The organism is Microcoleus sp. AS-A8, assembly GCA_039962225.1.
Taxonomy (GTDB): domain Bacteria; phylum Cyanobacteriota; class Cyanobacteriia; order Cyanobacteriales; family Coleofasciculaceae; genus Allocoleopsis.
In genome coordinates this window covers 290,488-314,570 of sequence record JAMPKV010000004.1, presented here as the reverse complement: position 1 = coordinate 314,570, position 24,083 = coordinate 290,488, and the positions used below count along the sequence as shown (strand labels likewise).

25 protein-coding genes, 1 tRNA gene and 1 pseudogene are annotated in these 24,083 nt (G+C 46.0%); 15 read left to right on the top strand and 12 right to left on the bottom strand.

The features are described 5' to 3' along the window. Positions 1 to 61: 61 nt before the first annotated feature. The 5 genes and pseudogenes from NDI48_08705 to NDI48_08685 all read right to left on the bottom strand — a co-directional run bounded on the left by NDI48_08705 (position 62) and on the right by NDI48_08685 (position 2,332). A complete protein-coding gene (locus NDI48_08705) occupies positions 62 to 610 on the bottom strand; it encodes a rhodanese-like domain-containing protein (GenBank protein MEP0831287.1) in 549 nt (182 codons plus the stop codon). After that, entirely contained in the window at positions 600 to 875 is a 276-nt protein-coding gene (locus NDI48_08700; protein MEP0831286.1) for a hypothetical protein, read from the bottom strand. The genes NDI48_08705 and NDI48_08700 overlap by 11 nt, the downstream gene beginning before the upstream one ends. A 65-nt stretch (positions 876 to 940) precedes the next feature. Further along, positions 941 to 1,060, bottom strand: a pseudogene (locus NDI48_08695) (paraslipin). 42 nt (positions 1,061 to 1,102) lie between these two features. Beyond that, positions 1,103 to 1,945: a M48 family metallopeptidase gene (locus tag NDI48_08690; GenBank protein ID MEP0831285.1), complete on the bottom strand. Its 843-nt coding sequence runs from the start codon at positions 1,943 to 1,945 to the stop codon at positions 1,103 to 1,105. 207 nt (positions 1,946 to 2,152) lie between these two features. After that, a complete protein-coding gene (locus NDI48_08685; protein MEP0831284.1) occupies positions 2,153 to 2,332 on the bottom strand; it encodes a hypothetical protein in 180 nt (59 codons plus the stop codon). Between the two features lie 62 nt (positions 2,333 to 2,394). On the opposite strand from NDI48_08685, the gene alr reads away from it, so the two are divergent. After that, positions 2,395 to 3,612, top strand: a complete 1,218-nt coding sequence (alr, locus tag NDI48_08680; GenBank protein MEP0831283.1) for an alanine racemase — start codon at positions 2,395 to 2,397, stop codon at positions 3,610 to 3,612. Positions 3,613 to 3,982: 370 nt separating this feature from the next. Beyond that, positions 3,983 to 4,510, top strand: a complete 528-nt coding sequence (locus tag NDI48_08675) for an AbiV family abortive infection protein (protein MEP0831282.1) — start codon at positions 3,983 to 3,985, stop codon at positions 4,508 to 4,510. A 207-nt stretch (positions 4,511 to 4,717) separates the two neighbouring features. On the opposite strand, the gene NDI48_08670 is transcribed toward NDI48_08675, so the two are convergent. After that, the gene (locus NDI48_08670) at positions 4,718 to 5,416 is read right to left on the bottom strand and encodes a LuxR C-terminal-related transcriptional regulator (GenBank protein MEP0831281.1); all 699 of its coding nucleotides are present in this window, start codon (positions 5,414 to 5,416) and stop codon (positions 4,718 to 4,720) included. Positions 5,417 to 5,504: 88 nt separating this feature from the next. Here NDI48_08670 and NDI48_08665 point away from each other — a divergent pair, with 88 nt between their 5' ends. The 3 genes from NDI48_08665 to NDI48_08655 all read left to right on the top strand — a co-directional run bounded on the left by NDI48_08665 (position 5,505) and on the right by NDI48_08655 (position 7,162). Further along, the gene (locus tag NDI48_08665; GenBank protein MEP0831280.1) at positions 5,505 to 5,933 is read left to right on the top strand and encodes a DUF6220 domain-containing protein; all 429 of its coding nucleotides are present in this window, start codon (positions 5,505 to 5,507) and stop codon (positions 5,931 to 5,933) included. A gap of 9 nt (positions 5,934 to 5,942) precedes the next feature. Further along, positions 5,943 to 6,371 (top strand): MAPEG family protein, encoded by a 429-nt coding sequence (locus tag NDI48_08660; protein MEP0831279.1) that lies wholly within the window; start codon positions 5,943 to 5,945, stop codon positions 6,369 to 6,371. 515 nt (positions 6,372 to 6,886) lie between these two features. Further along, a complete protein-coding gene (locus tag NDI48_08655; protein MEP0831278.1) occupies positions 6,887 to 7,162 on the top strand; it encodes a hypothetical protein in 276 nt (91 codons plus the stop codon). Between the two features lie 63 nt (positions 7,163 to 7,225). Here the strand turns inward: NDI48_08655 and NDI48_08650 are convergent, their stop codons facing one another. Continuing rightward, positions 7,226 to 8,053 carry a pentapeptide repeat-containing protein gene (locus NDI48_08650; protein MEP0831277.1) on the bottom strand — a complete coding sequence of 276 codons (828 nt, stop codon included), beginning with the start codon at positions 8,051 to 8,053 and terminating at the stop codon, positions 7,226 to 7,228. 216 nt (positions 8,054 to 8,269) lie between these two features. On the opposite strand from NDI48_08650, the gene NDI48_08645 reads away from it, so the two are divergent. Then, complete coding sequence (locus NDI48_08645) at positions 8,270 to 9,118, top strand: mechanosensitive ion channel family protein (protein ID MEP0831276.1); 849 nt, start codon at positions 8,270 to 8,272, stop codon at positions 9,116 to 9,118. A 151-nt stretch (positions 9,119 to 9,269) separates the two neighbouring features. Here NDI48_08645 and NDI48_08640 read toward each other — a convergent pair whose 3' ends face one another. Then, positions 9,270 to 10,541 carry a glycosyltransferase family 1 protein gene (locus NDI48_08640; protein ID MEP0831275.1) on the bottom strand — a complete coding sequence of 424 codons (1,272 nt, stop codon included), beginning with the start codon at positions 10,539 to 10,541 and terminating at the stop codon, positions 9,270 to 9,272. Between the two features lie 612 nt (positions 10,542 to 11,153). Here NDI48_08640 and NDI48_08635 point away from each other — a divergent pair. From NDI48_08635 to NDI48_08610, 6 genes are all read left to right on the top strand, one after another. Then, positions 11,154 to 11,245: transfer RNA gene (locus tag NDI48_08635), tRNA-Ser, on the top strand. A 164-nt stretch (positions 11,246 to 11,409) separates the two neighbouring features. Then, entirely contained in the window at positions 11,410 to 12,672 is a 1,263-nt protein-coding gene (locus NDI48_08630) for a branched-chain amino acid ABC transporter substrate-binding protein (protein ID MEP0831274.1), read from the top strand. Positions 12,673 to 12,881: 209 nt separating this feature from the next. Beyond that, positions 12,882 to 13,958: a branched-chain amino acid ABC transporter permease gene (locus tag NDI48_08625; GenBank protein ID MEP0831273.1), complete on the top strand. Its 1,077-nt coding sequence runs from the start codon at positions 12,882 to 12,884 to the stop codon at positions 13,956 to 13,958. 180 nt (positions 13,959 to 14,138) lie between these two features. Beyond that, positions 14,139 to 15,701, top strand: a complete 1,563-nt coding sequence (locus NDI48_08620) for a branched-chain amino acid ABC transporter permease (protein MEP0831272.1) — start codon at positions 14,139 to 14,141, stop codon at positions 15,699 to 15,701. Further along, positions 15,701 to 16,489 (top strand): ABC transporter ATP-binding protein, encoded by a 789-nt coding sequence (locus tag NDI48_08615; protein ID MEP0831271.1) that lies wholly within the window; start codon positions 15,701 to 15,703, stop codon positions 16,487 to 16,489. The genes NDI48_08620 and NDI48_08615 overlap by 1 nt, the downstream gene beginning before the upstream one ends. Before the next feature lie 84 nt (positions 16,490 to 16,573). After that, a complete protein-coding gene (locus NDI48_08610; protein ID MEP0831270.1) occupies positions 16,574 to 17,281 on the top strand; it encodes an ABC transporter ATP-binding protein in 708 nt (235 codons plus the stop codon). Positions 17,282 to 17,364: 83 nt separating this feature from the next. On the opposite strand, the gene NDI48_08605 is transcribed toward NDI48_08610, so the two are convergent. After that, a complete protein-coding gene (locus tag NDI48_08605) occupies positions 17,365 to 17,646 on the bottom strand; it encodes a hypothetical protein (protein MEP0831269.1) in 282 nt (93 codons plus the stop codon). Between the two features lie 421 nt (positions 17,647 to 18,067). Then, complete coding sequence (locus tag NDI48_08600; protein ID MEP0831268.1) at positions 18,068 to 19,117, bottom strand: hypothetical protein; 1,050 nt, start codon at positions 19,115 to 19,117, stop codon at positions 18,068 to 18,070. Between the two features lie 366 nt (positions 19,118 to 19,483). On the opposite strand from NDI48_08600, the gene NDI48_08595 reads away from it, so the two are divergent. After that, entirely contained in the window at positions 19,484 to 20,332 is an 849-nt protein-coding gene (locus tag NDI48_08595; GenBank protein MEP0831267.1) for a sugar phosphate isomerase/epimerase, read from the top strand. Positions 20,333 to 20,419: 87 nt separating this feature from the next. Here the strand turns inward: NDI48_08595 and NDI48_08590 are convergent, their stop codons facing one another. Beyond that, complete coding sequence (locus NDI48_08590; GenBank protein MEP0831266.1) at positions 20,420 to 20,722, bottom strand: Dabb family protein; 303 nt, start codon at positions 20,720 to 20,722, stop codon at positions 20,420 to 20,422. A gap of 563 nt (positions 20,723 to 21,285) precedes the next feature. Between NDI48_08590 and NDI48_08585 the strand changes: the two genes are divergently transcribed. Further along, positions 21,286 to 21,804: a WbuC family cupin fold metalloprotein gene (locus NDI48_08585; protein ID MEP0831265.1), complete on the top strand. Its 519-nt coding sequence runs from the start codon at positions 21,286 to 21,288 to the stop codon at positions 21,802 to 21,804. Between the two features lie 117 nt (positions 21,805 to 21,921). Further along, positions 21,922 to 22,995, top strand: a complete 1,074-nt coding sequence (locus NDI48_08580; protein ID MEP0831264.1) for an SDR family oxidoreductase — start codon at positions 21,922 to 21,924, stop codon at positions 22,993 to 22,995. 46 nt (positions 22,996 to 23,041) lie between these two features. On the opposite strand, the gene NDI48_08575 is transcribed toward NDI48_08580, so the two are convergent. Beyond that, on the bottom strand, positions 23,042 to 23,980 hold the full coding sequence (locus tag NDI48_08575) for a class A beta-lactamase-related serine hydrolase (GenBank protein MEP0831263.1): 939 nt from the start codon (positions 23,978 to 23,980) through the stop codon (positions 23,042 to 23,044). Between the last annotated feature and the right edge of the window lie 103 nt (positions 23,981 to 24,083).

Below are 24,083 nucleotides of genomic sequence, written 5' to 3'. Positions count from 1 at the left end.
GGACTTTATCTATAAGCTTTTAGTCCTATGCACGAGGACTTGAGCTACTCGCTTTGGGAATTTATTCCCTGACGGATGAGTGCGTCAGATACATGATGTCAATTCGAGATAATATCTCCGCCTCTTTTTGGGCAGGTATAGCTTTTCGCCATGCTGTGATACTCCCTTTGAGGACAACCAAATTTAGCCCAGTTTTTTCCAACTTCTGGTATGCCTTAACCGATCGCATACCGGATGTACAATAAAGTACGATAGTTGGCTGAGTATGATTAGACTGGGTACTCGCTTGAGCAATATCACGAATACGCTTTACGCCGACTCCAGCTTCAATATATGTTAGGGGGACAAACAAACTCTGACCGATGTGGTCTTCAACGTATTCTTCTGGCGATCGCACATCAATTAAAACCACAGATTTCACCTTACCCTGCTGCAATTCGGCAACTGTTATTTGTTTAGTATTGAAACTTGCGATAAAAGTTAGGATATCCATATGGTTAACCAATGCTCCTACACTTAAAGCTCCAACACCGAGAATGCTGATAAAAATAATCAAAATCAAAAGACATAAATAACGATTAACCCCTTTTTCTGAAACTTCATTTGGCATTTTTAAGGCTCCTTTTAAATGGATAAGTTATTTGTTCTAGATATCTAATCGGCACCCCTTCAGATATACCGTATTGCTTGGGAATTTTATCCCCAGGCAGGTTTGGAAGGCTTAGGTCTATATGCTGCGAACTGTAGCGATCGGGCAACAAATTTTTGCTATCCTCTGAAGTCGAAGGGGAATCAAGGACAGGAAAATCCGGCGGTGAATTAGAGTCATTCGGCAAGGAGTCTAGAGAGAACTCAGATTTTTTCCTAAGCTGCATGATTCAATCTCCTGCAAAAATGAATTTTTTCTAGGTGGCTGTACCTACTTATCTCTAAAGCGTTCCTACTTATGCAATCCGTCTAGGGGATCTAAAAACATCACCTTGCTACTATCACTACTACCAATCCTCATTCCCATCTCTAGATAGTTCTGAGCAACTAGAAATTGGAGTGCTTGAGCAGCATGTGAGATCGAGCGTGAGTTCTTCGAGAACTCATCGACTTCTCATCGATTGGTTAAGACGCGGTCTAAGTCACACTTAAAACAGTCACCACGCCTAGAATTAATCCGTAACCACTTTTCATCTGCCGACCAGTAATAAGTCAAAGCCTTAGTCGTGCGAAGATGCCGACGACCCAGCAATGCCAGTTGCTCAGGAGGACGTTTCCTGATAAGCGATTGGATAGCCGTAAGTCGCTCTTGCACAGATGGGTGTTTTTCACTGGAGTGTCCGCTTCCGGGTAATCGAGAGAGAACATCCAGGCTACGCAAACACCCTTCTGGTTCAAAGCCTGCTTGGACGGCATATTTATACCCAGAGGCATCGGCGTCTAACTCTTGCAATCGACTCAACTGACCCATGCGCTTATTCAAATCAGCCATGCGTTGCTGTCGTCTAGTGGGGTTTAATCGAGCAAGTTGCTCTAACTCCTTGGCGTACTCACTGCTACGGATAGCAATGTGTCGATGAGCATGGTGCGCCATTTCATGACTGACAACGCAAGCAACGGCGGAGCTATCCCCTGCCAACTGGTCGAGTAGCCCTCGATTGATCACAATCAAATTGGCATCGGTGGCATGAGCATTGATGTTGTATTCGGAGTCGATAACCACCCGCCAAGGATGTTGGTCGAGGTTGTTGGCACGAGCTATCCGTTCCACGATGCGATAGAGTACGTAGAAGTTTTCGGGAAGTTCTGTTTCAGCAAGGGCGTAGGGAGTGGGAGCAGGATCATCCGAACGGGCGAAGGTGGGGGGAGTGGCAGTTGGAGCCAATACCAACGCACAGATAGATGCGATCGCAACAGCATTTTTCTTGAATTGAGTTAGCCAGTATCGTTTGTTCATTTCTATACATTCCGGGTAGATGTTTACCACATATACGAGTGTGTTAAGCAAGTTCATTGCTTAATGTTTCTTCTGCCTTCAAGCAGAATGGTTATTTTTCAGGCAATAGGAAAGCTTTTTTAGAGAGCGATAAAGTTCTTTATAACTTCTCAACTTCTAATCAGTTTTACTTTTAATCTAATTATTGATTTAGCCGCTCAGGTTTGTCTATTCACGGTTGTGATTTTGTCCATTCACACCTGTGAATTTTTCATCCAGTTGCCAAGTCCAAGTGATAAGAATGGCTTGAACAGTGACCCGTAAATAGTGATAGCTTTTTGCTAACAATCTCTTGCCCTCACCTGCCCGTCCCCTTTCCTCAGACTGGGCGAGGGGGAACTTTCTCAACTTCTTAGTTCTCCAGGAATTCTAAAGTAAAATTTAAAAATTTATGTGAGGAGTGAGTTGTTATGCAAGAGCTACAGCGGACGACTGGGGTGACGCATAGAAAGTTGGAAGAGGGATTTCCCCGTACCGTTGATGCGTTTGGCGACCTTTGTCAACGTGCCTGGGTAGAGATTGATCAAGGGGCTTTATGCCATAATGTGCGGCAACTGAGAAAGCTGTTGTCAGCACCAACTCAACTGATGGCGGTGGTGAAAGCGGATGCCTATGGGCATGGGGCAACAATGGTTGCTCGAATTGCGTTAGAGGCGGGTGCGCGTGGGCTATGTGTTGCCACGTTGCAAGAGGGGATTCAACTGCGAGAAGCGGGGATTGAAGCACCAATTTTGCTTTTGGGGGCGATGAATATTCCTGAACAAGTGAAAGCGATCGCACATTGGCAATTGGAACCCACAATCTGCACCCCCGAACAAGCTTGGATGTTTTCTGAAACGCTGAGTGGGTTGAAAAAAACCTTACCCGTACACCTGAAGCTAGATACTGGAATGTCACGGTTGGGGATGCCTTGGCAAGAGGCAACGCAATTTGTTCAGCTAGTCAAGCGATTACCTTATCTGAAAATTGCTAGTATCTACTCTCATCTGGCTACTGCTGATAGTCCCGATCCCACGACTATGAGACTGCAACATCAGCGCTTTGAGGATGCGATCGCACAACTTCGGAATGCTGGAATTCAGCCACCCTGTTTACACTTAGCGAACTCCGCTGCCACCTTAGCAGACTCATCAATACACTACGATTGGGTACGTGCGGGGCTTGCCTTGTATGGGCTTTACCCGGCTGAACACTTGCGAAATGCGGTTGATCTCCACCCAGTGATGCAGGTGAAAGCGCGAGTAACACAAGTGAAAACGATTCCCCCTGGCACAGGTGTTAGCTATGGTTATCAATTTATTGCCGACGAGGAAACGCGCATTGCGATCGTTGGTATTGGCTACGCGGACGGAGTTCCTCGTAACCTCTCGAATAAAATGACTGTCCTGATTCGGGGTCAGCAGGTACGGCAGATTGGCGCGATTACAATGGATCAGATGATGTTGGATGTGAGTGCCCTTCCCGATATACAGACTGGGGAAGTGGTCACGCTGATTGGGCAGGATGGAGGTTTGCAAATATCTGCTGATGACTGGGCACAATCTTTAGGAACCATTTCCTGGGAAATCCTTTGCAGTTTTAAGCATCGGCTACCCCGCGTGGCAGTCAGTGACGGGATGTTAGCGTAGCGAAGCAAGACGTTTGCGATCTCTTTATAGGTTGCGCGTAAATATCGCCTTTCTCGATTGGATGAGGTACACTCTTACCTCTCTCAAAACCTCTCTCCTACAAGGAGAGAGGCTTTGATTCTTACTCCCCTGGCTTTGATTAGGGCTGTATCCTATGGCGCTAATTCAGCATCTTTAATTTTGGTATAAACTATTAAATTGCTTTTGAGAAATTGGAAATTGTTTTCTGTTTGAGATAGACATCAAAAGCAGGAATCTCCTGACGAGCAAGGTGCAGCGAAAGCGTTGAGTAGACACGCTTCAGGCAACGGTTTTTGAAATGCTGTTACTTGAGTAAAAGTTAAGTACTGGATACAAAGTTTTTTAGAGTATGATTGGCGAACAACATCGAGAGCATCTTGAAAAATACTGGAGGCTTAGTCAGCGTTTTTTCCAAGAAGGTGATTATGCCCTTTCCACTTTTTTCGCTATTTCGTTAATTGAAGAAGTAGGAAAAGTTATTATTTTAGGTAACAAAAAAGTTTCAGGAAAATTGGACAAGAAAGCTTTTTACAAGCATCAAAATAAGTACATTTATGCAGTTTATACAACATTATTAATAAATTCGCGTGTCACTCGGATTTATGGAGAAAATGAGAATCGTTTTGCAAAGTGGTTTCGAGAAGAAGAGTTATTTAAATTGCGAAATAAAGCCTTGTATGCAGAAATAAGCCCAGAAGGAGTCTTGGTACCTGAGCAAATGATTGATTCTAAAGATTCTTTTCTTCTCATATGTATTGGTGGCGAGATATTAGCCGAAATTCAGGGAACATATACAGGAACGGGAGCTAGTGCATGGAACCGACTTATAGACGAGGTTGATACCTTTAGAGAAAGTAATTCACAATACATGATGTGAGCAGAGAGCAGCATAACAACGCTGATGCAGTGGACTGACCCAAGCCGCTGGTGTGGGATTTAACGGTTATCGGCAGCCGCTGACTAGGAAGGTTGGCTGCTTTATATCTTGGTGTGGACACTGCCTCAAGGTTGTCTGCGAGGAATTTAAGGTAGTTGTGGTTGAGATGGTCTTCAGATTAGAGCAGTCTAAGCTAAACTGTTTACTTTACACAAATGGAGCTAGGATTGCCTCCGGTGAATAATGTCTCGTAGCTGAAAGTTGTGCAACCATCTCTGCACGAGACGAAACCTCAAGCTTACGGAACATTCGCTTTAAGGCTTGCTTCACAGAATTTTCAGTAATCCAAAGTTCATTCCCAATTTCTGCGTTAGTTCGCCCCAAAGCCACCAATTCTGCAATTTGCAACTCACGAGGCGTTAAGCGATCGCTTTTCAAGGGTTGGTGCTGCGGTCTCACTGTTGCAGTCCAAACAGATAAGTGCAAACAGATGGCACTCAAATCAGCTAGATTTTGTGTATCAAAGGCAGGCATTGACTTGTCACGGGTGCAGCTCACTACACCCACTAATTGACCGCAATTTACGATTGGTCCCGCCATTACGTGCCAATGATCGGGACGCGGACAAATTATTCTCCAAGCCTTGGGTGATGTCACCAATGCATCGTGGGCAGGAAAATGGCGCTCCACTAAATAACGCATAACAGGATTATGCTCAATTGATAGCCCAACTTTCAGGATTTTCTGAAAACTTTTATCTGCTAAGGGAAGTTGGTCGAAGAAAAAAATCCCCCAGCGTTGAGCTGCAAAATACTCACCAATTTTTGGCACGAGATGCGATCGCAGGTCATGTTCACTATGGGCTTGGTTGATAGCTTCAAAAAGAAGCTTCAAAGAACTTGTCATAGGTGAAGTGTCGAAGTGTACCCGATCGAGGTCTAGAAGCATTGAAGTACTCAGCTTATATTACCTTTAATCTCAAAAACAACTTGACATGACAATAAATTCAGAAATTGATCGCGCTCACGCTCCCACTGGTTGGATGCAGAGTGGCTTTTACGCGGCTTCAATCGTCTTTAATGTCTGCTTGATTTCTCAGCTATTAACGGTTGGGGTTGCCTATTTTAATAATCCTGCATGGTGGGATATTCATGTTTGGCTAGTGCGAGGGTACAGTGGACTGTCATTAATATTACTGGGATGGTCGTTTATAGCCCCATTCTCACGTAGAATACGACATCTCGCCGCCAGTCTACCAGTGCTGCTTGGACTACAATTTTCCAGCATTCATCTAAAAACTGCGCTTCACCTAGAGGTACTACATCCTCTGATTGGATTTGCATTACTCTACGTTTCTTCAAGCCTTGTACATCGTACATGGCACATTTTATCGCCCACCAACCATCAGAATGATCAAATTTAAGAGGTAGAAATGAGGCAAGATGCAATCTTCAGTCCCTTCTTTGCAACAATATTTCTGACACTCCTAGTCTGGGTGTATATGTACAGCCGCCGTATCAGTTTCATCATAGGTAGAAAGATCAGCCAGCAGGAGATTTCTGTACCCGGCACACTGGCGCAGATCTCGCCACCCAATGTATCCAATCCATCGGATAACCTAAAGAACCTGTTCGAGATTCCGGTACTTTTTTATGCGCTTGTTCTATACCTCTTCATTACGAAGCAGGTGGATACAGTGTATGTGAACGCCGCGTGGGTCTTCGTTGTGTTTCGCATATTGCACAGCGCTGTCCATTGCACATTCAATCTTGTCATACTCCGGTTTTACCTCTACCTATTTGCCACGATCGCGGTGTGGTTCATCGCAATCCGTGCAGCCCTCATCCACTTTGGCACGTAGGTTCGCTGACATACCGACGCAGCATAACAAATCGCTCAACCGGAACGGAGTATAGCTCATCTTGGCTTTACGCACTCATCAGTGCGGGTAAGATGGCGATCGCTCTGTGGAGTAGGTAAAGTGGAGCGATCGCTTTATGCAGTGAATGTTGTTGTTTTTGGGCTGACTTCAAACGAAATGGTGATATTTTGAACTGGAGTTAGTCGCGCTCATTTACCGCTCAATTCAGCCGTTATAGGGCTAGAGCAATCATGATTTCCTTATTCGTAGCCTGTCATAAATTCGATCCGAGTTGCGGCGATTCATGGTCAAGCTACATCGAATCGTCAGGTTTCCACCTCATTCAGGAAATCGTCTCCACTGACATAATGCTCTGCCCGTCGCTGATGGACACATTGATTGACGAGGATTGGAACTTCAATATCCACGCTGACTACCGCACTCACTTCTTTCATGATTACCAATACCTAAAACGCCGAATCGGATATGATTCATCGCGACATAACATTCTTGCATTGACTGAACGACCAACTCAGGACCCGGCACCGATTGACGGTTTCGAGTTCTGCGGATATGACATCCTCGATTCTGGTGATTCGTACAGCGTCTTGGTTAATTGTGGTGGTTTCCCATCCATCTACACAGCTGATGACTTGAATCAACTTGGCTTGGTCGATGACCTTGAGCGCGTTACAAAAATCGCTGAAACCATTCGTGATGCTCACCCTGACGATGACCATTGTTGCGATTGCCGCGTGCTGGGAATCGCGCGTTACACCATCACCTCATAACAACCGCAGGCATCGGAGCAAAGATTCTGACGAGACTTACAGGGTTGCATCATTGTCCGTGATTCATTTGGTGAATTGAGTTAGTAGCCGTTCCAACTCACCCGGTTGAAAACTTCCCTCTGCTGGTTGTCGATTCTGGTGCCCAGGTTCCAGATAAAGACATTCACAATAAACCTGCGTAAATTGGCTATGGGATTTAATTGTCCAGTTAAAGATACAGGTTCCCGTTAAGATAGCAAGAGAAAAATCTGTATTTTGCACCTCGGAATGGCTAAAGTCAGCATTACTTAAGTTTGCTTTTTTAAAAGATGTTCCGGGACCACTCTGGATAGATTCGCTCAACCATTTGAGAATCCGGAAAGTTACGATCGCAGAAACGACCATCAACAGTAACAGGAAAAATCCCTGAGCAAGTGTTCCATCACTGAAGCTAGAAAGGCTAGCAATTGCCAGTCCAACCGTGAGTGTAATCATTACCGCAAACAGTACAGTAATGGCTGCAAGGCCAAAGAAGGTCGTGACTTGTGGAAAGTGGAGATTAAGACTATCTCGGAAAAAGCTCCCAAATACCAAAGCCAATACAGGCAGCGTACTGAGGAAAAAGTTGAGCATCTTATTGGATCGATCGCTCAACAAGCCAATTGACACTTGAGCCGCGATTATACTGAACCCGACTAAAACAATCGAACCAACAATAGCGGCACCAAGTAAAATATATACTTGACGGCGACTCTGCCCCGTTGTGCTCCCCTTAAAGGTTGCCCCAATTAAATTTGCCCCTGTGAAATTGCAGCCCCGCAAGTCTGAGCCACTGAAATCTGCGCCAGCCAAATCCTGCCCTTTAAAGGAACAATTTTGCAAGTTCCGGTTGGCGTAATTCAGGTTGCTCATCGTTTAATGGCTGCGTCAGGATAAATAGCTATAGTGCGATCGCTGATTTCTCAATATTGCATCCTCAATCGTAACTCAAGCCCTTGGTTTTGGCAGATGGCTAGGCTCTACTCCCAAGGTATGGCAACAGTAACATTTAGGGTGAAGCACAATATTGATAATGCCGTGCCCGACTGAAAAGGGCGGAATTAATTTTGGACAGACCCTAAGTTGCCTATGACGATTTTGGCTTTTGATGTGACACCTGTGCTTAACCGCTTTGATATGGCATCGTGGTTTAACAAAAACTTGATCGATTTAGGCTTTCAGGTTGGCACAAAACTGCTGTGGGCGCTTGGCATTATCCTCATTACCCGCTATGCGATTGACCTGGTTGCTCGCTTCACGCGCCGAGCGTTCAATCCGGTTGAGCCAACATTACGCAAGTTTCTGATTCAGGCTTCAGAAGTCCTAACACTAGTCGTTGGAATTGTGGCGTTCTTGAGTGCGCTGGGGATTCAAGCCACCAGCTTGGTTGCTGTAGTAGGAGCGGCTGGTTTAGCGATCGGTTTGGCATTGCAGAATACCTTATCCCATTTCGCGGCGGGGGTCATGCTCCTGAATCAGCGTCCCTTTGAAGTGGGTGATTTCATTGAAGCTCAACAGGGGGTCAAGGGTGTAGTGGATGCGATTGGTATTTTCTCAACTACGGTGGTTACGCCGGACAATGTCAAGATTACAGTACCGAACAGCAATCTATTCAGTGGTGTGTTGAAAAATACAACAGCCATGAGGACGCGACGCGTAGATTTGAAAATTGATATTGGAGATCGCCCCATTGAACCTACTATTACTCTGCTGTTGTCCTTGGCGCAACCCCATCCCCTCGTTTTAAGTCACCCAAAAACGACTTCCCATGTGGCATCTATTTCACCGAAATCTACCACGCTGTACTTGCGCCCTTGGTGTAGAGCGGACGTTTATGAACAGGTACAGTCCGAAATTCTACAGTTGGTCAAAGAAGCACTGATAGAGAGCAACTCATCAGCAGATGGAGAGCGCGAATCAATTGATGACCCTTGGTAAACCGAGAATTCAGCCTGCTGTTGGGAGATCAGGCTCTCACAGCAAGTGGGCTAGGCGCTCACGTCTACGGCACCAGCTATCCTGTACGCTAGAAGAGCCGCTACGTTAATGTAGCGGCTCCACGCTTGATTGAGCTGATCGCTAAACGAGTTTAAGCGCTAACTGGCTGCAACGCTTTAGCCGGTTTTTCCTCCAGCAACTTTGTGTAGAGGTCACTCAGCTGATGCGCGACACCATCCCAGCTAAACTTCTCCTCAACACGCTTTCTCGCGCATTGACCGAGTTGGTTCCGCCAGTCTGGGTTAGAGAGAATCCGGTCAATCGCTGTTGCAAACGCAACTTCATCTTTGGCGGGTGCCAAAAGACCGGTTTGTTCGGGAACGACGGTGAATTGCAAACCGCCGACATCGCTGGCAACAACAGGCGTGCCACAGGCCATTGCTTCAATTGCTACTAAACCGAAGGGTTCGTAATGGCTGGGAACCACACAAACATCAGCGGCAGTGTAGTAAGCGGGTAACATATCATCCCCGATGCGTCCAGGGAATAGGGTACAGTCGCTCATCCCAAGTTCAGCGACAATTTTCTCAATCCGTTCACGCTCTATGCCATCACTTTGACCGGGACGAGAGCCACCACCGATCACGAGCTTAATCTTCTCATGACCCCGCAACTGCGACTGACCCACGGCTCGCACCAAGGTTTCAATGCCCTTGCGCTCATCAAAGCGTCCCACATAGAAGAGCATTTTGGCATCTGATTCGATTCCTAAGGCGGCACGCGCTGCTTCCTGGCTCAAGGAACCAAAACGGTGAATGTCAGTACCACAGGGAATGATGTCGATGTTGCCTTTTGTCGAAACGAGCGATCGCATATGTTCCATTTCCTGCGGACTCGTCGCCACAATTCGCTCGGCTGTTTCTAAAACCGCCTTCTCAAAGCTCAAGCGGGTGGTTGCAATCATGGGGATCGTTGTCACCGACTTGTATTTAACCGCACCCAATGAATGGTAGGTATGAACCTGCTTCAGCGCTTGCCGCTTTTTCAGTTCCATTCCCACCCAGGCGGAAATCCAATAATTCGTGTGTACCAGGGAATACTTAATCCCAGACTCCTGTTGAAACTTAACGAGTTCCTCTACAAACGTGTTGGCATACCCAAAAATTTCGTCTCGCGGTACAAATTCCTCTGGACCGGCTGTTAAACGAATGGTCCGACAACGCGGACCATGCTCAACGATTTTGGGTTGCTCTGCACTTGAGCAACGGGTAAACATATCAACATGCCATCCTTGGTGGGCAAGCGCTTCACCCACTTGACGCACATAAACGTTCTGTCCCCCAGCCTCTTCCTTTCCGATTTCCACTGCTGGGTCACCGTGTACTGAGATCAGAGCAATGTGCTGTTTGCTTGTAATGTCCATAGGTTTGATTGGTTCTGGATTTTGACGAAGGTTAGAACGGATTAACGGTCTATTTCTTCCCCACGTTTCCCTCATCACGAACTTTCTTCTATTTTATTTAAGAAATGTTAAGCGTCAAGGGCGGAGCTTTACCTCTCCTGATGGGTAGAGTTTACTGACTAGCGTGAAAACGTCAGAGTGTCGCTAGTCACCTAACGCAAATCGCGATTTTTCCTCGTAGTATTTTTCCTGCAATTGCCCAGAAAGAATTATTTTTCCTCAAGAAAGAGAGAACTCGTTCCTCTTCGCAAATCAGTATACCGTTGAGCGCCTAAAGTTGCAAAATGTAAAGTCAACAAAGCTGGACAACCCGGTTTGACGAAGGAGTTAAGAGGGAAATTCGCTTCTTAGACACCAACCCAAGCCCCGATTGAGTCGCCGCTGCCACCGGAAAATTCTGTTAGGCTAGCTAAAGGTCATTGAACGCTGTGCGGGTAACACCGAGTAATAAGTGTTCCGCAGTAGTTGACCCATACCGCCAAAGTGCTACACTGATAAAGCGGTCAAAACGGAATGGCTATCTGATAACTCTCAAGTGTAGTCAAACCCTGACCAAAACATAAAAACCCGCCTGGAGAGGTGGCTGAGTGGTCGAAAGCGGCAGATTGCTAATCTGTTGTACGGCAGGTAACTCCGTACCGAGGGTTCGAATCCCTCCCTCTCCGTTAAACCATCGATAATTACCCTTCGTCACTCCATTCAGACTGGGCAGTACTGCATTGGTGTTTCAAAAACCGTTACCAGTCATCACCCTAGAGGAAGATGCGCTTAAGATGTAGATTTATTCAATTGTGATCTACTGGTGACAGTAGAGGAGAGAAACATTCAAATGAGTAAACTCGCCTCAGTCAATGGCATTAACCCTCGTTCAGCAATTGCCCTAGCCCTCACGACCCTGGCTACAGGCTTTTTCACGACGGCTTGTACAAGTAACAAGGGAGGAACCGCCGCAGGTGGAAACACCGTCAAAATTGTTTCCAGTCTGCCCATGACAGGAAGTGGCATAGGTCAGAATCAAACCATTGTGAACGGGATCAAACAAGTCCTTGATGAAACCAACTCAACGGCTTGCGATGGCAAAGTTAAGATTACTTATGAAAGCTATGACGATGCTACGGCTGCCGCTGGCAAATGGGACCCCGCACAGGTTACCTCAAACGCCAACAAAGCTGTTGCAGATAAATCCGTGGTTGCTATGATTGGTCACTTCAACTCCGGTGCGGCTAAGCTATCCATTCCCATCCTCAACAAGTCCAACTTAGTCATGGTTAGTCCTGCCAACACCTACCCAGGCTTGACTAAACCCGGAAAGGGCGAAGCCAATGAGCCTAATGTGTACTACCCCAATGGCAAGCGGAACTATGCGCGTGTGGTTCCGGCGGACGACCTTCAGGGGGTTGCGGGGGCTAAATGGGCTAAATCACTAGCAGCCAAAAAAGTTTTTATTCTCGATGATCAAGAACTTTACGGCAAAGGGCTAGGAGATATTTTTGAAGCGACTGCCAAAAAGGAAGGACTGCAAGTCTTAGGACACGAAGGAATCGACGCCAAAGCGAGTGAATATAAAGCCTTGATGACCAAAATCAAAGCCCTCGGACCCGACCTCATCTACTTTGGAGGAATGACCCAAACCAACGCCGGACAGTTAATTAAGGATATGCGTAACGTTGGGATGAGTGCGGATAAAGTAAAATTCATGGGGCCGGATGGCATCTTTGAAAAGGCGTTAATTGATGCGGCGGGTAAAGATGCAGAAGGCGTTTATGCCACCTTTGGCGGCGTACCTGCCACAGAACTCAAGGGGACAGGCCAAAAGTGGTATGAGAGCTACAAGAAAAAATACACGGCAGAACCTGAAGCCTATGCGGCTTATGGCTATGAATCTGCCAAGGTAATTGTGGATGCCATTAACAAAGTCTGCAAAAATGACCGTGACGCCATTCGAGAGGCTGTCTTGAATACCAAAGACTTTAATGGGGTACTCGGTACTTGGAGTTTTGACCCTAATGGCGATACAACCCTCACCACTTTGTCAGGAAATGTTGTCAAAAATGGCAAGTGGGAGTTTGTGAGTGTGCTCAAGGCGCAGTAAATTGCACAGTTAGCTCACTCGGCCTAGTCGTTAGTCCTGAGTTGAGGGTCAATATCCCTCGACTGACTAGGACTGATCACAGATTCATCAGCCGTATTAACCCGCCAGCGTTTTGCACAATAACCGATAGCGAAGCGGTAGCGAGTCTACGAGCGTCTGAGCTTCGCTCTATAATCTATACGCACTATAGCAACCTCTGACCAATCGCTATGAAACGATGGCGCAAGCCCCTTCTATACCTCGTTGTCGCCTACCTGATCCTCTTGCTAGGCCCAATTGCTGGGTTGGACATACCCCGAATTATGGGGGATATCGCTCGTGACCCTCAAGTTTTGATCCAACAAATCTTGGTGGGTCTCGTCAACGGCGGGATCATTGCCATTATTGCCCTGGGTTACACTTTGGTCTACGGCATTATTGAGCTGATCAATTTTGCTCATGGGGACTTGTATATGTTAGGTGCATTTGCCTCCCTCACGGCCATTGGTGCCTTTGGGGCTACAGATGGGGCCTCTCTGCAAGTGGCTATCCCAGCGATGTTAGTGGGCTTAATCATCGCAACTGTTTTTTGTGCGGGCCTAAACATTCTGACGGAACGATACGCCTACCGACCGTTACGGAATGCCCCCCGGCTTGCACCGTTAATCTCAGCCATTGGAGTGTCGTTTATTTTCCAAAACATGGGATTGTTTTGGGGCGGACTTAAATCGTTTATCCCTGTCATGGGAGCCAATGCAGCGGCACCTAAAAGCTTTCCTGATTTATTGCCCCGAATTGATATTCTCAAAGCAATGGGCATTGAGTCTGGTATTGTCTTTACCACTAAAGACTTAATTGTGTTAGTTGTTGCCGTGGCGTTAATGGTGGGACTACATCTATTTGTGCAGTACACGCGTCTGGGGAAAGCGATGCGGGCAACCGCTCAGAATCGGGATGCGGCGCTGATTATGGGGATCGATGTCGATCGGATTATTGCGCTGACATTTTTGATTGGTGGGGCATTGGCGGGAGCGGCGGGGCTGCTGGTTGGACTCTACAACAACACCATTGTGTTTACGATGGGCTTTACGGCCGGGTTACGTGCCTTTACGGCTGCCGTGTTAGGCGGAATTGGCAACATCATTGGTGCCATGTTGGGTGGAGTGTTAATTGGGCTGCTTTCTGCATTAAGTGACCAGTATCTCTCTAGTCGTTGGACTAATGCTTGGGTGTTTGCCGTCTTAGTGATTATTTTGGCATTCCGACCTGGGGGTTTATTGGGAGAGAATGTTCAGGAAAAGGTATGAAATTTGGGTAATGAATCATATAGCAATCCTAAATCATTTGTGAGATTTGATTCTTTTTAACAAACCACAGAGACACAAAGGTCTCAGAGGAGAGAAAGGGAGGTTTTAATGAATCATTTAGGACTGCTATAGGTCATAGATAAAAGTGGATAAAAGTAATTGCTATTACCCATTAGGGATATGACACAGCAGATTATTAAGGCAATTAAATCGAGTGGTATTTTAGGCGCGATCGCAGTTTTAACCGTACTGCTATTTAGCGGTTGGAGTGGTGCGGTGATCGGTTGGTTACTGGGTTCGGCAGCGGGTTTTATGCGCTGTCAAGGAAAGAGGGTTTCCACACCGCAAGAGGGAGTACGCCTCGGCGCGATCGCAGGGCTTGAATTGGGAATTTGGCTGTTAATCGCTAGCCTGTTGCAAGCACTGTTAGCACCAGTTTTAGGGCAACCGACAGTCAGCCTATCGGACAGTTTTCAGTATGGTATCTTGGCTCTGGTCGTTGCCACTTTAGCCGCAGGAGTTATGGGAGCCTTGCAAGGTTTACCCAATGAACGCAGGAGAACAGCAACGCTGGTAACCCTAGCCTTTATTTTGATTATCTTTCCTTTTGTTGATCAATTGGCTCAGACGAACTGGATCGCCACCGTGATCCAAATCCAAATTTTTATCATGCTCGCCTTAGGACTCAATATTACGGTGGGCTATGCGGGGTTACTGGATTTGGGCTACGCAGCTTTCTTTGCGATCGGGGCTTATACTACTGGCTTATTATCATCTCCCCAGCTCAATATTGCCTGGAACTTCTGGTTTGTACTGCCCATTGCTGCATTGGTCGCCGCAATTTCTGGCGTAATTTTGGGGTCACCAACCTTGCGCCTGCGGGGCGATTACTTAGCGATTGTGACCCTTGGTTTTGGGGAAATTGTTCCTGTTATTTTTCGCAATTTAACGGGGGTAAGAATTGAGGAACCCATCTCTAAAATCATGGGTAGTTTAGTGGGTCATCCCGAATGGGCGATTTGTTTAGTCGGATGCGAGCGCCCCCTTAACCTAACAGGAGGTGAAGCTGGGATCAACCCCATTGGTCGTCCCACGCTCCCGTTCATCGGCACCTTTGACGCTAGCGACTATCTGCCCTGGTACTACTTAATTCTTTTGCTGGTCGTATTTTCCTACTTTATGATCAGTCGTCTGAAAGATTCTCGCTTGGGACGAGCCTGGACGGCGATCCGTGAAGATGAACTCGCGGCTAGTGCGATGGGAATTAATCTGGTTCAAACGAAGCTATTAGCCTTTGCGATGGGGGCAACTTTTTCGGGATTTGCAGGTGCCTTTTACGCCGCTAATATCAGCGCCATTTTTCCCAGTGTGTTTGATTTTTCCGTTTCCGTAATTATTTTGTGTATGGTGATTTTGGGTGGCTTGGGTAATATGACTGGGGTCATCCTGGGGGGAATTATTATCATGTCTGCCGATCGACTATATCTCCCGCAATTGGCGCAGGTTTTAAAGAGTTTCCTTAATACTTCCGTATTACCGAATATTGGGAATCCGCCGTTGAGAGACTTTATTGCAACGAGTATTGACCCCATCCAGATGCGCCTGTTTCTGTTTGGCTTAACCTTAGTCATTATGATGATCGTCCGCCCAGAGGGACTGGTGCCAGATGCCTTGCATCGTGCCGAATTGCACTCGGAGGACGAGGCGATGAAGGAATCTTTAGCAGACGCAAGGAGCCAATAATGTCACTGCTGGAAGCCCGTCAACTGACCATGCGTTTCGGGGGATTGACCGCCGTTAAACAGGTTGATTTTACGATTGAAAGAGGTATTATTGCTAGTCTAATTGGCCCGAACGGGGCAGGTAAGACGACCTTTTTTAATATGCTCACGGGGATTTATGTCCCTACATCGGGTGAGTTACGTCTGGAGAATCAAGATATTACTGGGGCAAGACCTGATAAACTCACCAGTCTGGGAATTGCTCGGACATTCCAAAACATTCGCCTGTTCAACAATATGACAGTGTTGGAAAATGTTTTGGTTGGCAGGCATAGCCGTCTAAAGACTGGTTTAATCGGTTCCTTACTTCGTCCCCCAAAGGTGCGTTTGGAGGAGCGTAAAGCAAGGCAAAAAGCACTGGCTATGCTTGACTTTGTGGGTTTAGGTGCCTCAAAAGGGCCGGAGTTAGCCAAAAACCTCTCCTATGGTGATCAGCGTCGCTTGGAAATTGCCAGAGCGCTAGCCTCTGAACCCAAGATACTACTCTTAGATGAGCCAACGGCTGGGATGAACCCCAACGAAACGGCTGATTTAACTCGTTTTATCCATCGCATCCGGGATGAATTAAATTTGAGCATCTTGCTGATTGAACACGATATGAAGGTGGTGATGGGAATTAGCGACAGGGTGAGTGTGATGGAGTATGGTTCTAAAATTGCCGAAGGAACTCCCGCTGAAGTTCAATCTGATCCTCGTGTCATTGAGGCTTATCTAGGTAAAGAAGAAGAAGAACCAATGGCTAATAGTTAATGGCTATTGGTTAAAGGTAATGGAAAAATCTCATCCCTAATTAGCAAAAAACAATGCTCAATTAGCCATTAACAGTTAGCAAAAATGCTGAAAATTAAAGACCTTCACACTTACTACGGCAATATTCATGCCCTCAAAGGCATTTCTTTAGACGTTGAACAGGGCGAAGTTGTTAGCTTAATTGGGAGTAATGGTGCGGGGAAAACAACCACGCTTCGCACAATTCAAGGGCTATTGAAACCTCGTCAGGGTCAAATTTTATTTGAAGGGAGTCCTTTAGAGTCATTATCGGCACAAACGATTGTCCGTTTAGGCATTTCTCAAAGTCCTGAAGGTCGTCTCATTTTTCCCCGGATGACGGTGCAAGAAAACCTAGAAATGGGGGCTTTTTCTCGCCGGGATTCTGTGGGGATTAAATCTGATCTGGAAAAAGCATTACATCTTTTTCCGCGTCTGAGAGAGCGAATTAATCAAAAAGGGGGAACGTTGAGTGGGGGTGAACAACAAATGCTGGCGATCGCACGAGCCATGATGGCACGACCCCGCTTATTATTGTTAGATGAGCCAAGTATGGGTTTAGCCCCTATGCTGGTTAGCCAAATTTTTTCGATTATTCGAGATATTAACACGCAAGGAACTACAATTTTATTAGTTGAACAGAACGCCCGTATGGCTTTGACCGTCTCTCATCGAGGTTATGTCCTGCAAACGGGTCAGATTGTTCTAGCCGGTACAGCGACAGATTTGCAATCCAATGAAACGGTTCGCAAGGCATATTTAGGCGAAACTTAAAATTTGGCTCATCAGATTTTACCTTCTCGGCAATTACACCAAGACTTACACACCTCGAACAAGCATCTCTAAAAAACCCAGACTCATCCAATCACTTCTAAAATCAGCGGCTTGTCACCTAAAGTCGATAAGATAGCTAAGCCTTGATTGGAATCCAGTGATACTTTTTCTCCTGTGGTCAAAATGATATCTTGACCCGCGACAGTTAACCAAGCAATCCCGGATAAAATAAGAAGTTCTTGATAAGCTGAGGGAATCGGAAACACCTGCTCTTTTTCCAGGATAAATTGTTGGGGTGCTAGAGATTTTAGTTTGTTCTGGAGGCGATGAGGATGAGTAAATTTCCTAAATCGGTTTGCACGCAACGCGAAAGAACTTAAGAGGGTTGATAAGAAAAAAGTCTTCGCAACCCTATGACTCATACCTAGACGCATGAGCTTTAACCTCTCTTCAATTTCAGATGATGTTTTTACTGTATGGATTCTCTCGGTAAGAATCTAATCATAGATTGCATGGCAACTATGAAAAAAATAGATACCCGATTTCTGTCTAGTGCGGTTTTTCGAGCGATGTTCAAATGAATAGACTACGCATAGATCTCTCTCCATACCTCTATCCTATGAAGAGAGAGGCTTTGAATGTCCCCCTTCTAGCTAAAAACATTGCCAGAGAAGAGAGAATTTTACAATTCATTGAGACTGGCTATAAAGAAAGCCCCCGAAAGAAAATCATTTCATCCAGAGGGCTTTCTATTACGTTAAGAACTCAGAACTTTATAACCTAACGTTAGAAACCTGAGAACTGATAGCCGACGCCGATGGCAATTCCAATAGAGGTTGTGTCTCCAAAGAAACCCGCATTAACCGTGGCATTGGCAACAAATTGTCTAGACAGGGGGACATCCGCGCCACCCGTGAGCAAGAAACCCACAGTATTATCATCAGATGTAGAAAAGGCAATACCCCCACCCACAAACGGAGCGAAAGGAATTGGCTCAAAGGGATCAGTGGACTGAAGAAAGAAATCGTAAGTGACTGGGAGAAGGAAATCGGTACTCTCTCCGATGATTACGGAAGGTCGAAAGGAAATGGCGCGAGTCAAACCAATTTTACTGTTAATTAAAAAGCCACCCTGACCTATCCCGGTACCACCACTCAAACCGAGATTGCCACCAATCCCAACGTAGCTCCGACCCCCACGAGTGGCTCGACCCGGCTCAACATTTTCCAGGTCTTGAGCTACAGTCACATCTGCCTGCTCAGGGGCTACCTCTGACTGAGGAGCAGTTTCTGGCTGTGCGGTGAGATGGGTTGCAGAGGTTGAGACGGTTCCGGGCGTCAGGTCGCTTTCACTGACCTCTACCGTTGTCTCCGGTGCCGTTTGCGGGTCATCATCTATGGCTGCCGCTTGTAATCTTTGGGCATCAGCTAGGTCAGAATCGGAGTTCGAGACATTCACTTGTGGGCGATTAGGCTCAACGACCGTTTGTTCTGGAATTCCTACCGTTTGTTCTGGGATTCCTTCGGATGTAGGATTAGTCGTGAGTGGGTCAGTTGTTGTAGCCGATGTCTCGGCAGGCTCAACCGTCTCCATGGGTGCATAAGTCGGTGCCGCAGGCTCCACAGGAGGAGTAGAATTAGCCATCAGTGGATTAACGGTAGCCATGGGTGTCACGGCAGGCGCATCAACTTGCATCGGTGCATCGGTCGGTGCGGAACGCTCCAAGGATAAATCAGTGTTAGGCGTTTGCGCCCTAACAGACCCGGTGCTGCTGACAACGGTTAATGCTGTCATACCGAGTAGGAAGGAAACGAGTTTAAAAGAGATACTGTTCACGGTCACCCCTCGACAATAATGTCAGAAACTGTAAGAAACTCAACTTATTCGTCAATTTTCTCGGATTATAGTCTTCAGACAACTAAAATCCCTGAGGTCAATTTAAAAGATTCTGCGATTTAACGCTACCTACTCTGGAAGAGACTTAGCAAAACGATCTTCCATCTGTCGGAAGATTTTAGAATGCATCCTCAGATTGACCTGCACGACGGGTCACAGAGTCTCTGGCAAAGAGGCTGAAGGATAGGCACAGAACGATGAAACCCAAAATACTGACTGTACTTGTTGAAAAGGTGGTATATAGACTTATTGTGATAAATAATCATTTTCCTAAATCACGTTTGCCAAAGGATTTCTGCTTGAGTCATGAAATACAGCATCAGCACCTTTCTCTGGACAGCAGCATTTGACGAGTCGAACTTAGCGCTTCTGCCACAGTTGAAAGAACATGGCTGTGACGGCGTCGAGATCGCCCGTTTTGACTATAATGACTTTCCGGCGACGAAAATCCGCAGAGAATTGGAGAGAACTGGGCTGGAATGCACGATGTGTTTCGGTCTGAGCGGAGAATATAGTTTGATTGACGATGATAGTAGTGTCCGCCAGAAGACCCTTTCGTTTTTGCGTCAGCTTGTGCAAATTGCGGCTGAGTTAGGAGCAACGACATTGGCTGGAGTGTTTTGGTCGCCTGTCGGTTACCTGTGCGGACGCCGCCGCAGTGATGAGGAATGGCAGTATGCGATCGAGGGGTTGCAGTTGTTGGGAGACACGTTAGCGCAGTGCGAGATTATGCTGGCGCTTGAACCCGTTAATCGTTTCGAGAACTACTTCCTGAACACGGCGGCTGATGCCGTGGCCTTGTGTGAAGCGGTCAACCATCCGAATGTTGGCATGATGATTGACCTGTTTCACGCCAACATTGAGGAGAAGGATATCGCGGAGGCAATCCGCAGCTCTAGTCGTTACCTTAAACACCTGCACGTCTGCGAGAACGATCGCGGCATTCCCGGCACTGGTCATGTGCCTTGGGATAGCGTCTTTGCCGCACTTGAGGAAGTGCAATATGATCGGTGGGCGACGATCGAGAGTTTTAATTTCTCGGTGAGAGAAACCGCTGCGATGGGACGCATCTGGCGGAACCTCGCCTCGACGCCGGAGGCGATCGCCTATGAAGGATTGGCATTCCTCAAACAGCACGCTAAAGGTTGTGTCTGAGAACAGGTGTGGAGGTATTAGTAAGTAGGGTCTGTGTGTGACGGATGAAAATGGTTTACCTGTTTGACCTGTCCATCGAGGCAACCACTACGCTTCAAAATCAAATGCGATCGCACTTTCGAGCAATTCAAAAAATACGGCTTTGACCCGTTCGTGTTCGGGATGGGGCACAAAGGCATCACGAGCTTCTACACTCTCGAATGTCATCAGAAATCCATGAGTGTAACCTTGGTTCAGTCCCTCTGGACTGGAGTATGGCCCCCCGGAAAAATAGGTAATACCCGGAATTAATTGCTGAAGTTCTGCCTGTAGGCTGAACACCTGATTAATTTGTTCGGGTGTGACCTGTGGCTTGAACTTGAGCAGAACCATATGTTGAATCTGAGGCATGGGTTGCGTTTCTTAATTTTTGTTTAGGCAGAGCACTGGCGATCGCACAACAAAAACACTCAGCTCAGGTGCAACCTCGATCTTATAATTTCGGTAATTCTTGTGCAGCCACAATCGAGTTGATTCTACAAAATTTACTAAAAACTACAAAATCTACAAGGGATTTTTGTAGTTTTTATAGCTCCAAATCATTCTTGACAATTTTTTACTTTACAGAGACAATAAATTTATATTCTCAAATAAATCACCGAAAAACCAAATAAAATATCCATAAAATTAACCAAATTGCTATATTTCAGGAATAGGGAAAACCCTCGATCATTTAATTATTAAAATACTTTTTAATAATTTTATTCAGTATAGTTTTTTGTCTTTTTTGGGTTTATAAATTGTTTTACATATAAATAACTCCTAATGGACTAGGATTTGCAAGTATAAGACGCAGCGATTAAGGGAATGTAATTTTTTCCCGGTATCAATACTAGGAATATAGGGATTCCAATTAGCTGTCTATAGAGTATTTTTCATCAGCCTTAAAGCATTTAGTCCTTAGGAATTCTTGCATGGAATCATTACCGATCAAGCGGCTTACCCAAGAATTATTGGAAAAAGTAGCAGAGCAATCGAGCAAAAATCCTCGCCAACGTCAGAACTATAACTTCCATCATCACTCAGAAAAAGTTGAAAGATTTGTTAATGTTCTCCAACCTGGTACTTACGTCCGTCCCCATCGACACATCCGCCCACCGGAAATCAATGGCTTTGAATTTTTCTTGGTTATTCAGGGTGCAATGGGACTCATTTTCATGGATGAAACAGGTCAAATTATTCACCAAGAATTAGTGAGTGCCAATGGCTCAACCCTTGGAATCGAAGTCCCTGAAGGAACTTATCATACGGCAGTAGCGTTGGCTCCTAATACTGTGACATTGGAAGTCAAAGAAGGGCCATACGACCCAAGCACGGATAAAGAATTTATGGAAATATTTCCCTTGGAAGGAACACCGGACTCTAAGCGTTTAGTTGAAACTTGGCAGAGTTACTTTGTTCCGACGAGAGAAGTCTCAGCAATGGTGAACTAGCAAGAGGCCATTCAATTTCTCCAATTGGAAAACCCAAACATCAACAATCTCTTTACTTCTAGCATTTTAGGGTAAGGAGTATTTTTTGACATGCCTTAATCAGCTTGATGACAACCCATGAAAATTTTGGTAACTGGAACGGAAGGGTATATTGGCTCCTTATTAGCTCCAATTCTCATGCAACGCGGACATGAAGTCATTGGACTAGATACAGGATTTTATAAAGTAGGTTGGTTGTACAATGCCACAGAATTAACCGCTAAAACCCTCAACAAAGATTTGCGGCATATTACAGCAGAAGATTTAGAAGGAATCGAAGCCATCGTGCACATGGCAGAACTTTCTAATGACCCTACTGGGCAATTGGCTCCCAATATTACCTACGATATCAACTACAAAGGCTCAGTTCGTCTTGCCCAACTGGCTAAGGCAATGAATATCTGTCGCTTTGTTTATATGTCTTCGTGCAGTGTTTATGGCATTGCGAGTCAGGAGAATTTCTCGACGGAAGAAACCCCTGTCAATCCACAAACAGCTTATGCCAAATGTAAAGCCTTGGTCGAGCAAGATGTCAAACCGTTAGCTGATGATAGTTTTTCTCCAACTTTTTTGCGGAATGCTTCTGCTTTTGGCGCTTCTCCTAGAATGCGTTTTGATATCGTCTTAAATAATTTAGCCGGAATGGCTTGGACAACTCAACAACTCAAGATCATGAGTGATGGGAGTCCTTGGCGTCCGTTAGTTCACGTTCTTGATATTTGTAATGCTATTGTTTGCACGCTTGAAGCGCCCAGAGACATCGTTCACAACCAAATTTTTAACGTCGGCGATACCACTCTCAACTACACAATCAAAGAGATTGCTGAGATGATTGCCACGGTGTTCAACGAGTGTAAGCTGAGTTTTGGAGAGCGAGGTACAGACAACCGCAGCTATCGAGTTTCTTTTGATAAAATTAATCAGAAATTGCCTGGATTCAAATGCGAGTGGAATGCTCAACGAGGTGCCCAGCAGTTGTTTGATTTGTTCAATAAAATCGAGCTGACTGAAGATATTTTTCGGTTTAGAGGATTCACGCGGTTAACACAATTAGAGTATCTCATTCGGACTCAACAAATTGACTCAGAATTATTCTGGAAGCCACATTCTGCTCTTTCAACTCTAAGCCATATCTTAAGTTACGCGGCTTAAAAACTTATAGGGTGCGTCGCGATGCACCCTACGAGATTATTCCCCACTAGGCTAATTTATTCACAGCGGCAACAACTTGCTGGGAAACAAAAGGAAGAATAGCTCGATTTTGGCTGTGAGCTTTGCCTTCGGTAAAGACCACTAACAAGTAGGGACGTAGGGACGGAATCTCAATATAGGCAGCGTCGTGGCGTACTTGAGAAGTCCAACCCGCTTTAGACCAAAGTTGAGCGTCTTGGGGAAGGGCTTCACCCAAAAATCCTGTAATCTGATTTTCCTCATCCTGCCCCAAGTCCGCCGGGTTGAGGTTACGTTTCATTAAACTCATCATGGCTTGCGATCGCACCGAAGAAACCGCTACTCCTCCTATAATGCTGTGCAATAGCCGTGCCGTAGCCTCAGTCGTCAGCATGTTGCGATTTTCCATCATTTCTCCCAAAAACGCCCGTTCCCGCCCATAGGGGCCATCTCCCCAGGTTTTTTGGTTCACATTGATGGATTCCAGTTCTTGCCAGCCTAAAGACTGAAAGTAACGATTGACGATATTGCGCTGGAACTTCCAGGTTTCAAAGGGGCCATTGGGTAACTCCGGGCCGCTGGTGGTGCCGCTCAAGATATCGACAATTAGACTCGTGGCATCATTACTGGAATCAACAATCATATCCCGCATGGCTCTGTCCAACTCAGCCGAGGCGGGAGTCATACCACTTTCCAACCATTCTGCGATCGCAACCAAGTAGAAGAGTTTTATCACACTGGCTGGGTAAATTCGCTCCACACCTCGATAGCTAAAACCCCTAACTTGGTGTTTCCAGAATTCCTCTGCGGAGAGGGCACCCCCCGTATTGACAGGTACGGGTGGGTCGTAGACAATCCAAGTGAGCGCAATTTGATGGCGAGCAAGTCCTGAAAACTCGGCCCAAGTGGCTTCTAGGATTTCGGTACTTAGTTTTTCTAGTTGTTCGTCTTTCCGGAAAAAGGTCATTAGTTGCAGTTAGTGATTAAAAATTGGTGTTTAGACTTTGGAATTTTGCCGTTTAGGGTTAAAGTCTTTCCCAGATTACTGCTTATCCATCACGAATAACTCG

What these genes read in the sequence shown, in the direction of transcription:
- NDI48_08705 (MEP0831287.1), bottom strand. Translation starts at nt 610, where the DNA reads ATGCCAAATGAAGTTTCAGAAAAAGGGGTTAATCGTTATTTATGTCTT.
- NDI48_08700 (MEP0831286.1), bottom strand. Translation starts at nt 875, where the DNA reads ATGCAGCTTAGGAAAAAATCTGAGTTCTCTCTAGACTCCTTGCCGAAT.
- NDI48_08690 (MEP0831285.1), bottom strand. Translation starts at nt 1,945, where the DNA reads ATGAACAAACGATACTGGCTAACTCAATTCAAGAAAAATGCTGTTGCG.
- alr (MEP0831283.1), top strand. Translation starts at nt 2,395, where the DNA reads ATGCAAGAGCTACAGCGGACGACTGGGGTGACGCATAGAAAGTTGGAA.
- NDI48_08675 (MEP0831282.1), top strand. Translation starts at nt 3,983, where the DNA reads ATGATTGGCGAACAACATCGAGAGCATCTTGAAAAATACTGGAGGCTT.
- NDI48_08670 (MEP0831281.1), bottom strand. Translation starts at nt 5,416, where the DNA reads ATGACAAGTTCTTTGAAGCTTCTTTTTGAAGCTATCAACCAAGCCCAT.
- NDI48_08665 (MEP0831280.1), top strand. Translation starts at nt 5,505, where the DNA reads ATGACAATAAATTCAGAAATTGATCGCGCTCACGCTCCCACTGGTTGG.
- NDI48_08660 (MEP0831279.1), top strand. Translation starts at nt 5,943, where the DNA reads ATGAGGCAAGATGCAATCTTCAGTCCCTTCTTTGCAACAATATTTCTG.
- NDI48_08650 (MEP0831277.1), bottom strand. Translation starts at nt 8,053, where the DNA reads ATGAGCAACCTGAATTACGCCAACCGGAACTTGCAAAATTGTTCCTTT.
- NDI48_08645 (MEP0831276.1), top strand. Translation starts at nt 8,270, where the DNA reads ATGACGATTTTGGCTTTTGATGTGACACCTGTGCTTAACCGCTTTGAT.
- NDI48_08640 (MEP0831275.1), bottom strand. Translation starts at nt 10,541, where the DNA reads ATGGACATTACAAGCAAACAGCACATTGCTCTGATCTCAGTACACGGT.
- NDI48_08630 (MEP0831274.1), top strand. Translation starts at nt 11,410, where the DNA reads ATGAGTAAACTCGCCTCAGTCAATGGCATTAACCCTCGTTCAGCAATT.
- NDI48_08625 (MEP0831273.1), top strand. Translation starts at nt 12,882, where the DNA reads ATGAAACGATGGCGCAAGCCCCTTCTATACCTCGTTGTCGCCTACCTG.
- NDI48_08620 (MEP0831272.1), top strand. Translation starts at nt 14,139, where the DNA reads ATGACACAGCAGATTATTAAGGCAATTAAATCGAGTGGTATTTTAGGC.
- NDI48_08615 (MEP0831271.1), top strand. Translation starts at nt 15,701, where the DNA reads ATGTCACTGCTGGAAGCCCGTCAACTGACCATGCGTTTCGGGGGATTG.
- NDI48_08610 (MEP0831270.1), top strand. Translation starts at nt 16,574, where the DNA reads ATGCTGAAAATTAAAGACCTTCACACTTACTACGGCAATATTCATGCC.
- NDI48_08595 (MEP0831267.1), top strand. Translation starts at nt 19,484, where the DNA reads ATGAAATACAGCATCAGCACCTTTCTCTGGACAGCAGCATTTGACGAG.
- NDI48_08590 (MEP0831266.1), bottom strand. Translation starts at nt 20,722, where the DNA reads ATGCCTCAGATTCAACATATGGTTCTGCTCAAGTTCAAGCCACAGGTC.
- NDI48_08585 (MEP0831265.1), top strand. Translation starts at nt 21,286, where the DNA reads ATGGAATCATTACCGATCAAGCGGCTTACCCAAGAATTATTGGAAAAA.
- NDI48_08580 (MEP0831264.1), top strand. Translation starts at nt 21,922, where the DNA reads ATGAAAATTTTGGTAACTGGAACGGAAGGGTATATTGGCTCCTTATTA.
- NDI48_08575 (MEP0831263.1), bottom strand. Translation starts at nt 23,980, where the DNA reads ATGACCTTTTTCCGGAAAGACGAACAACTAGAAAAACTAAGTACCGAA.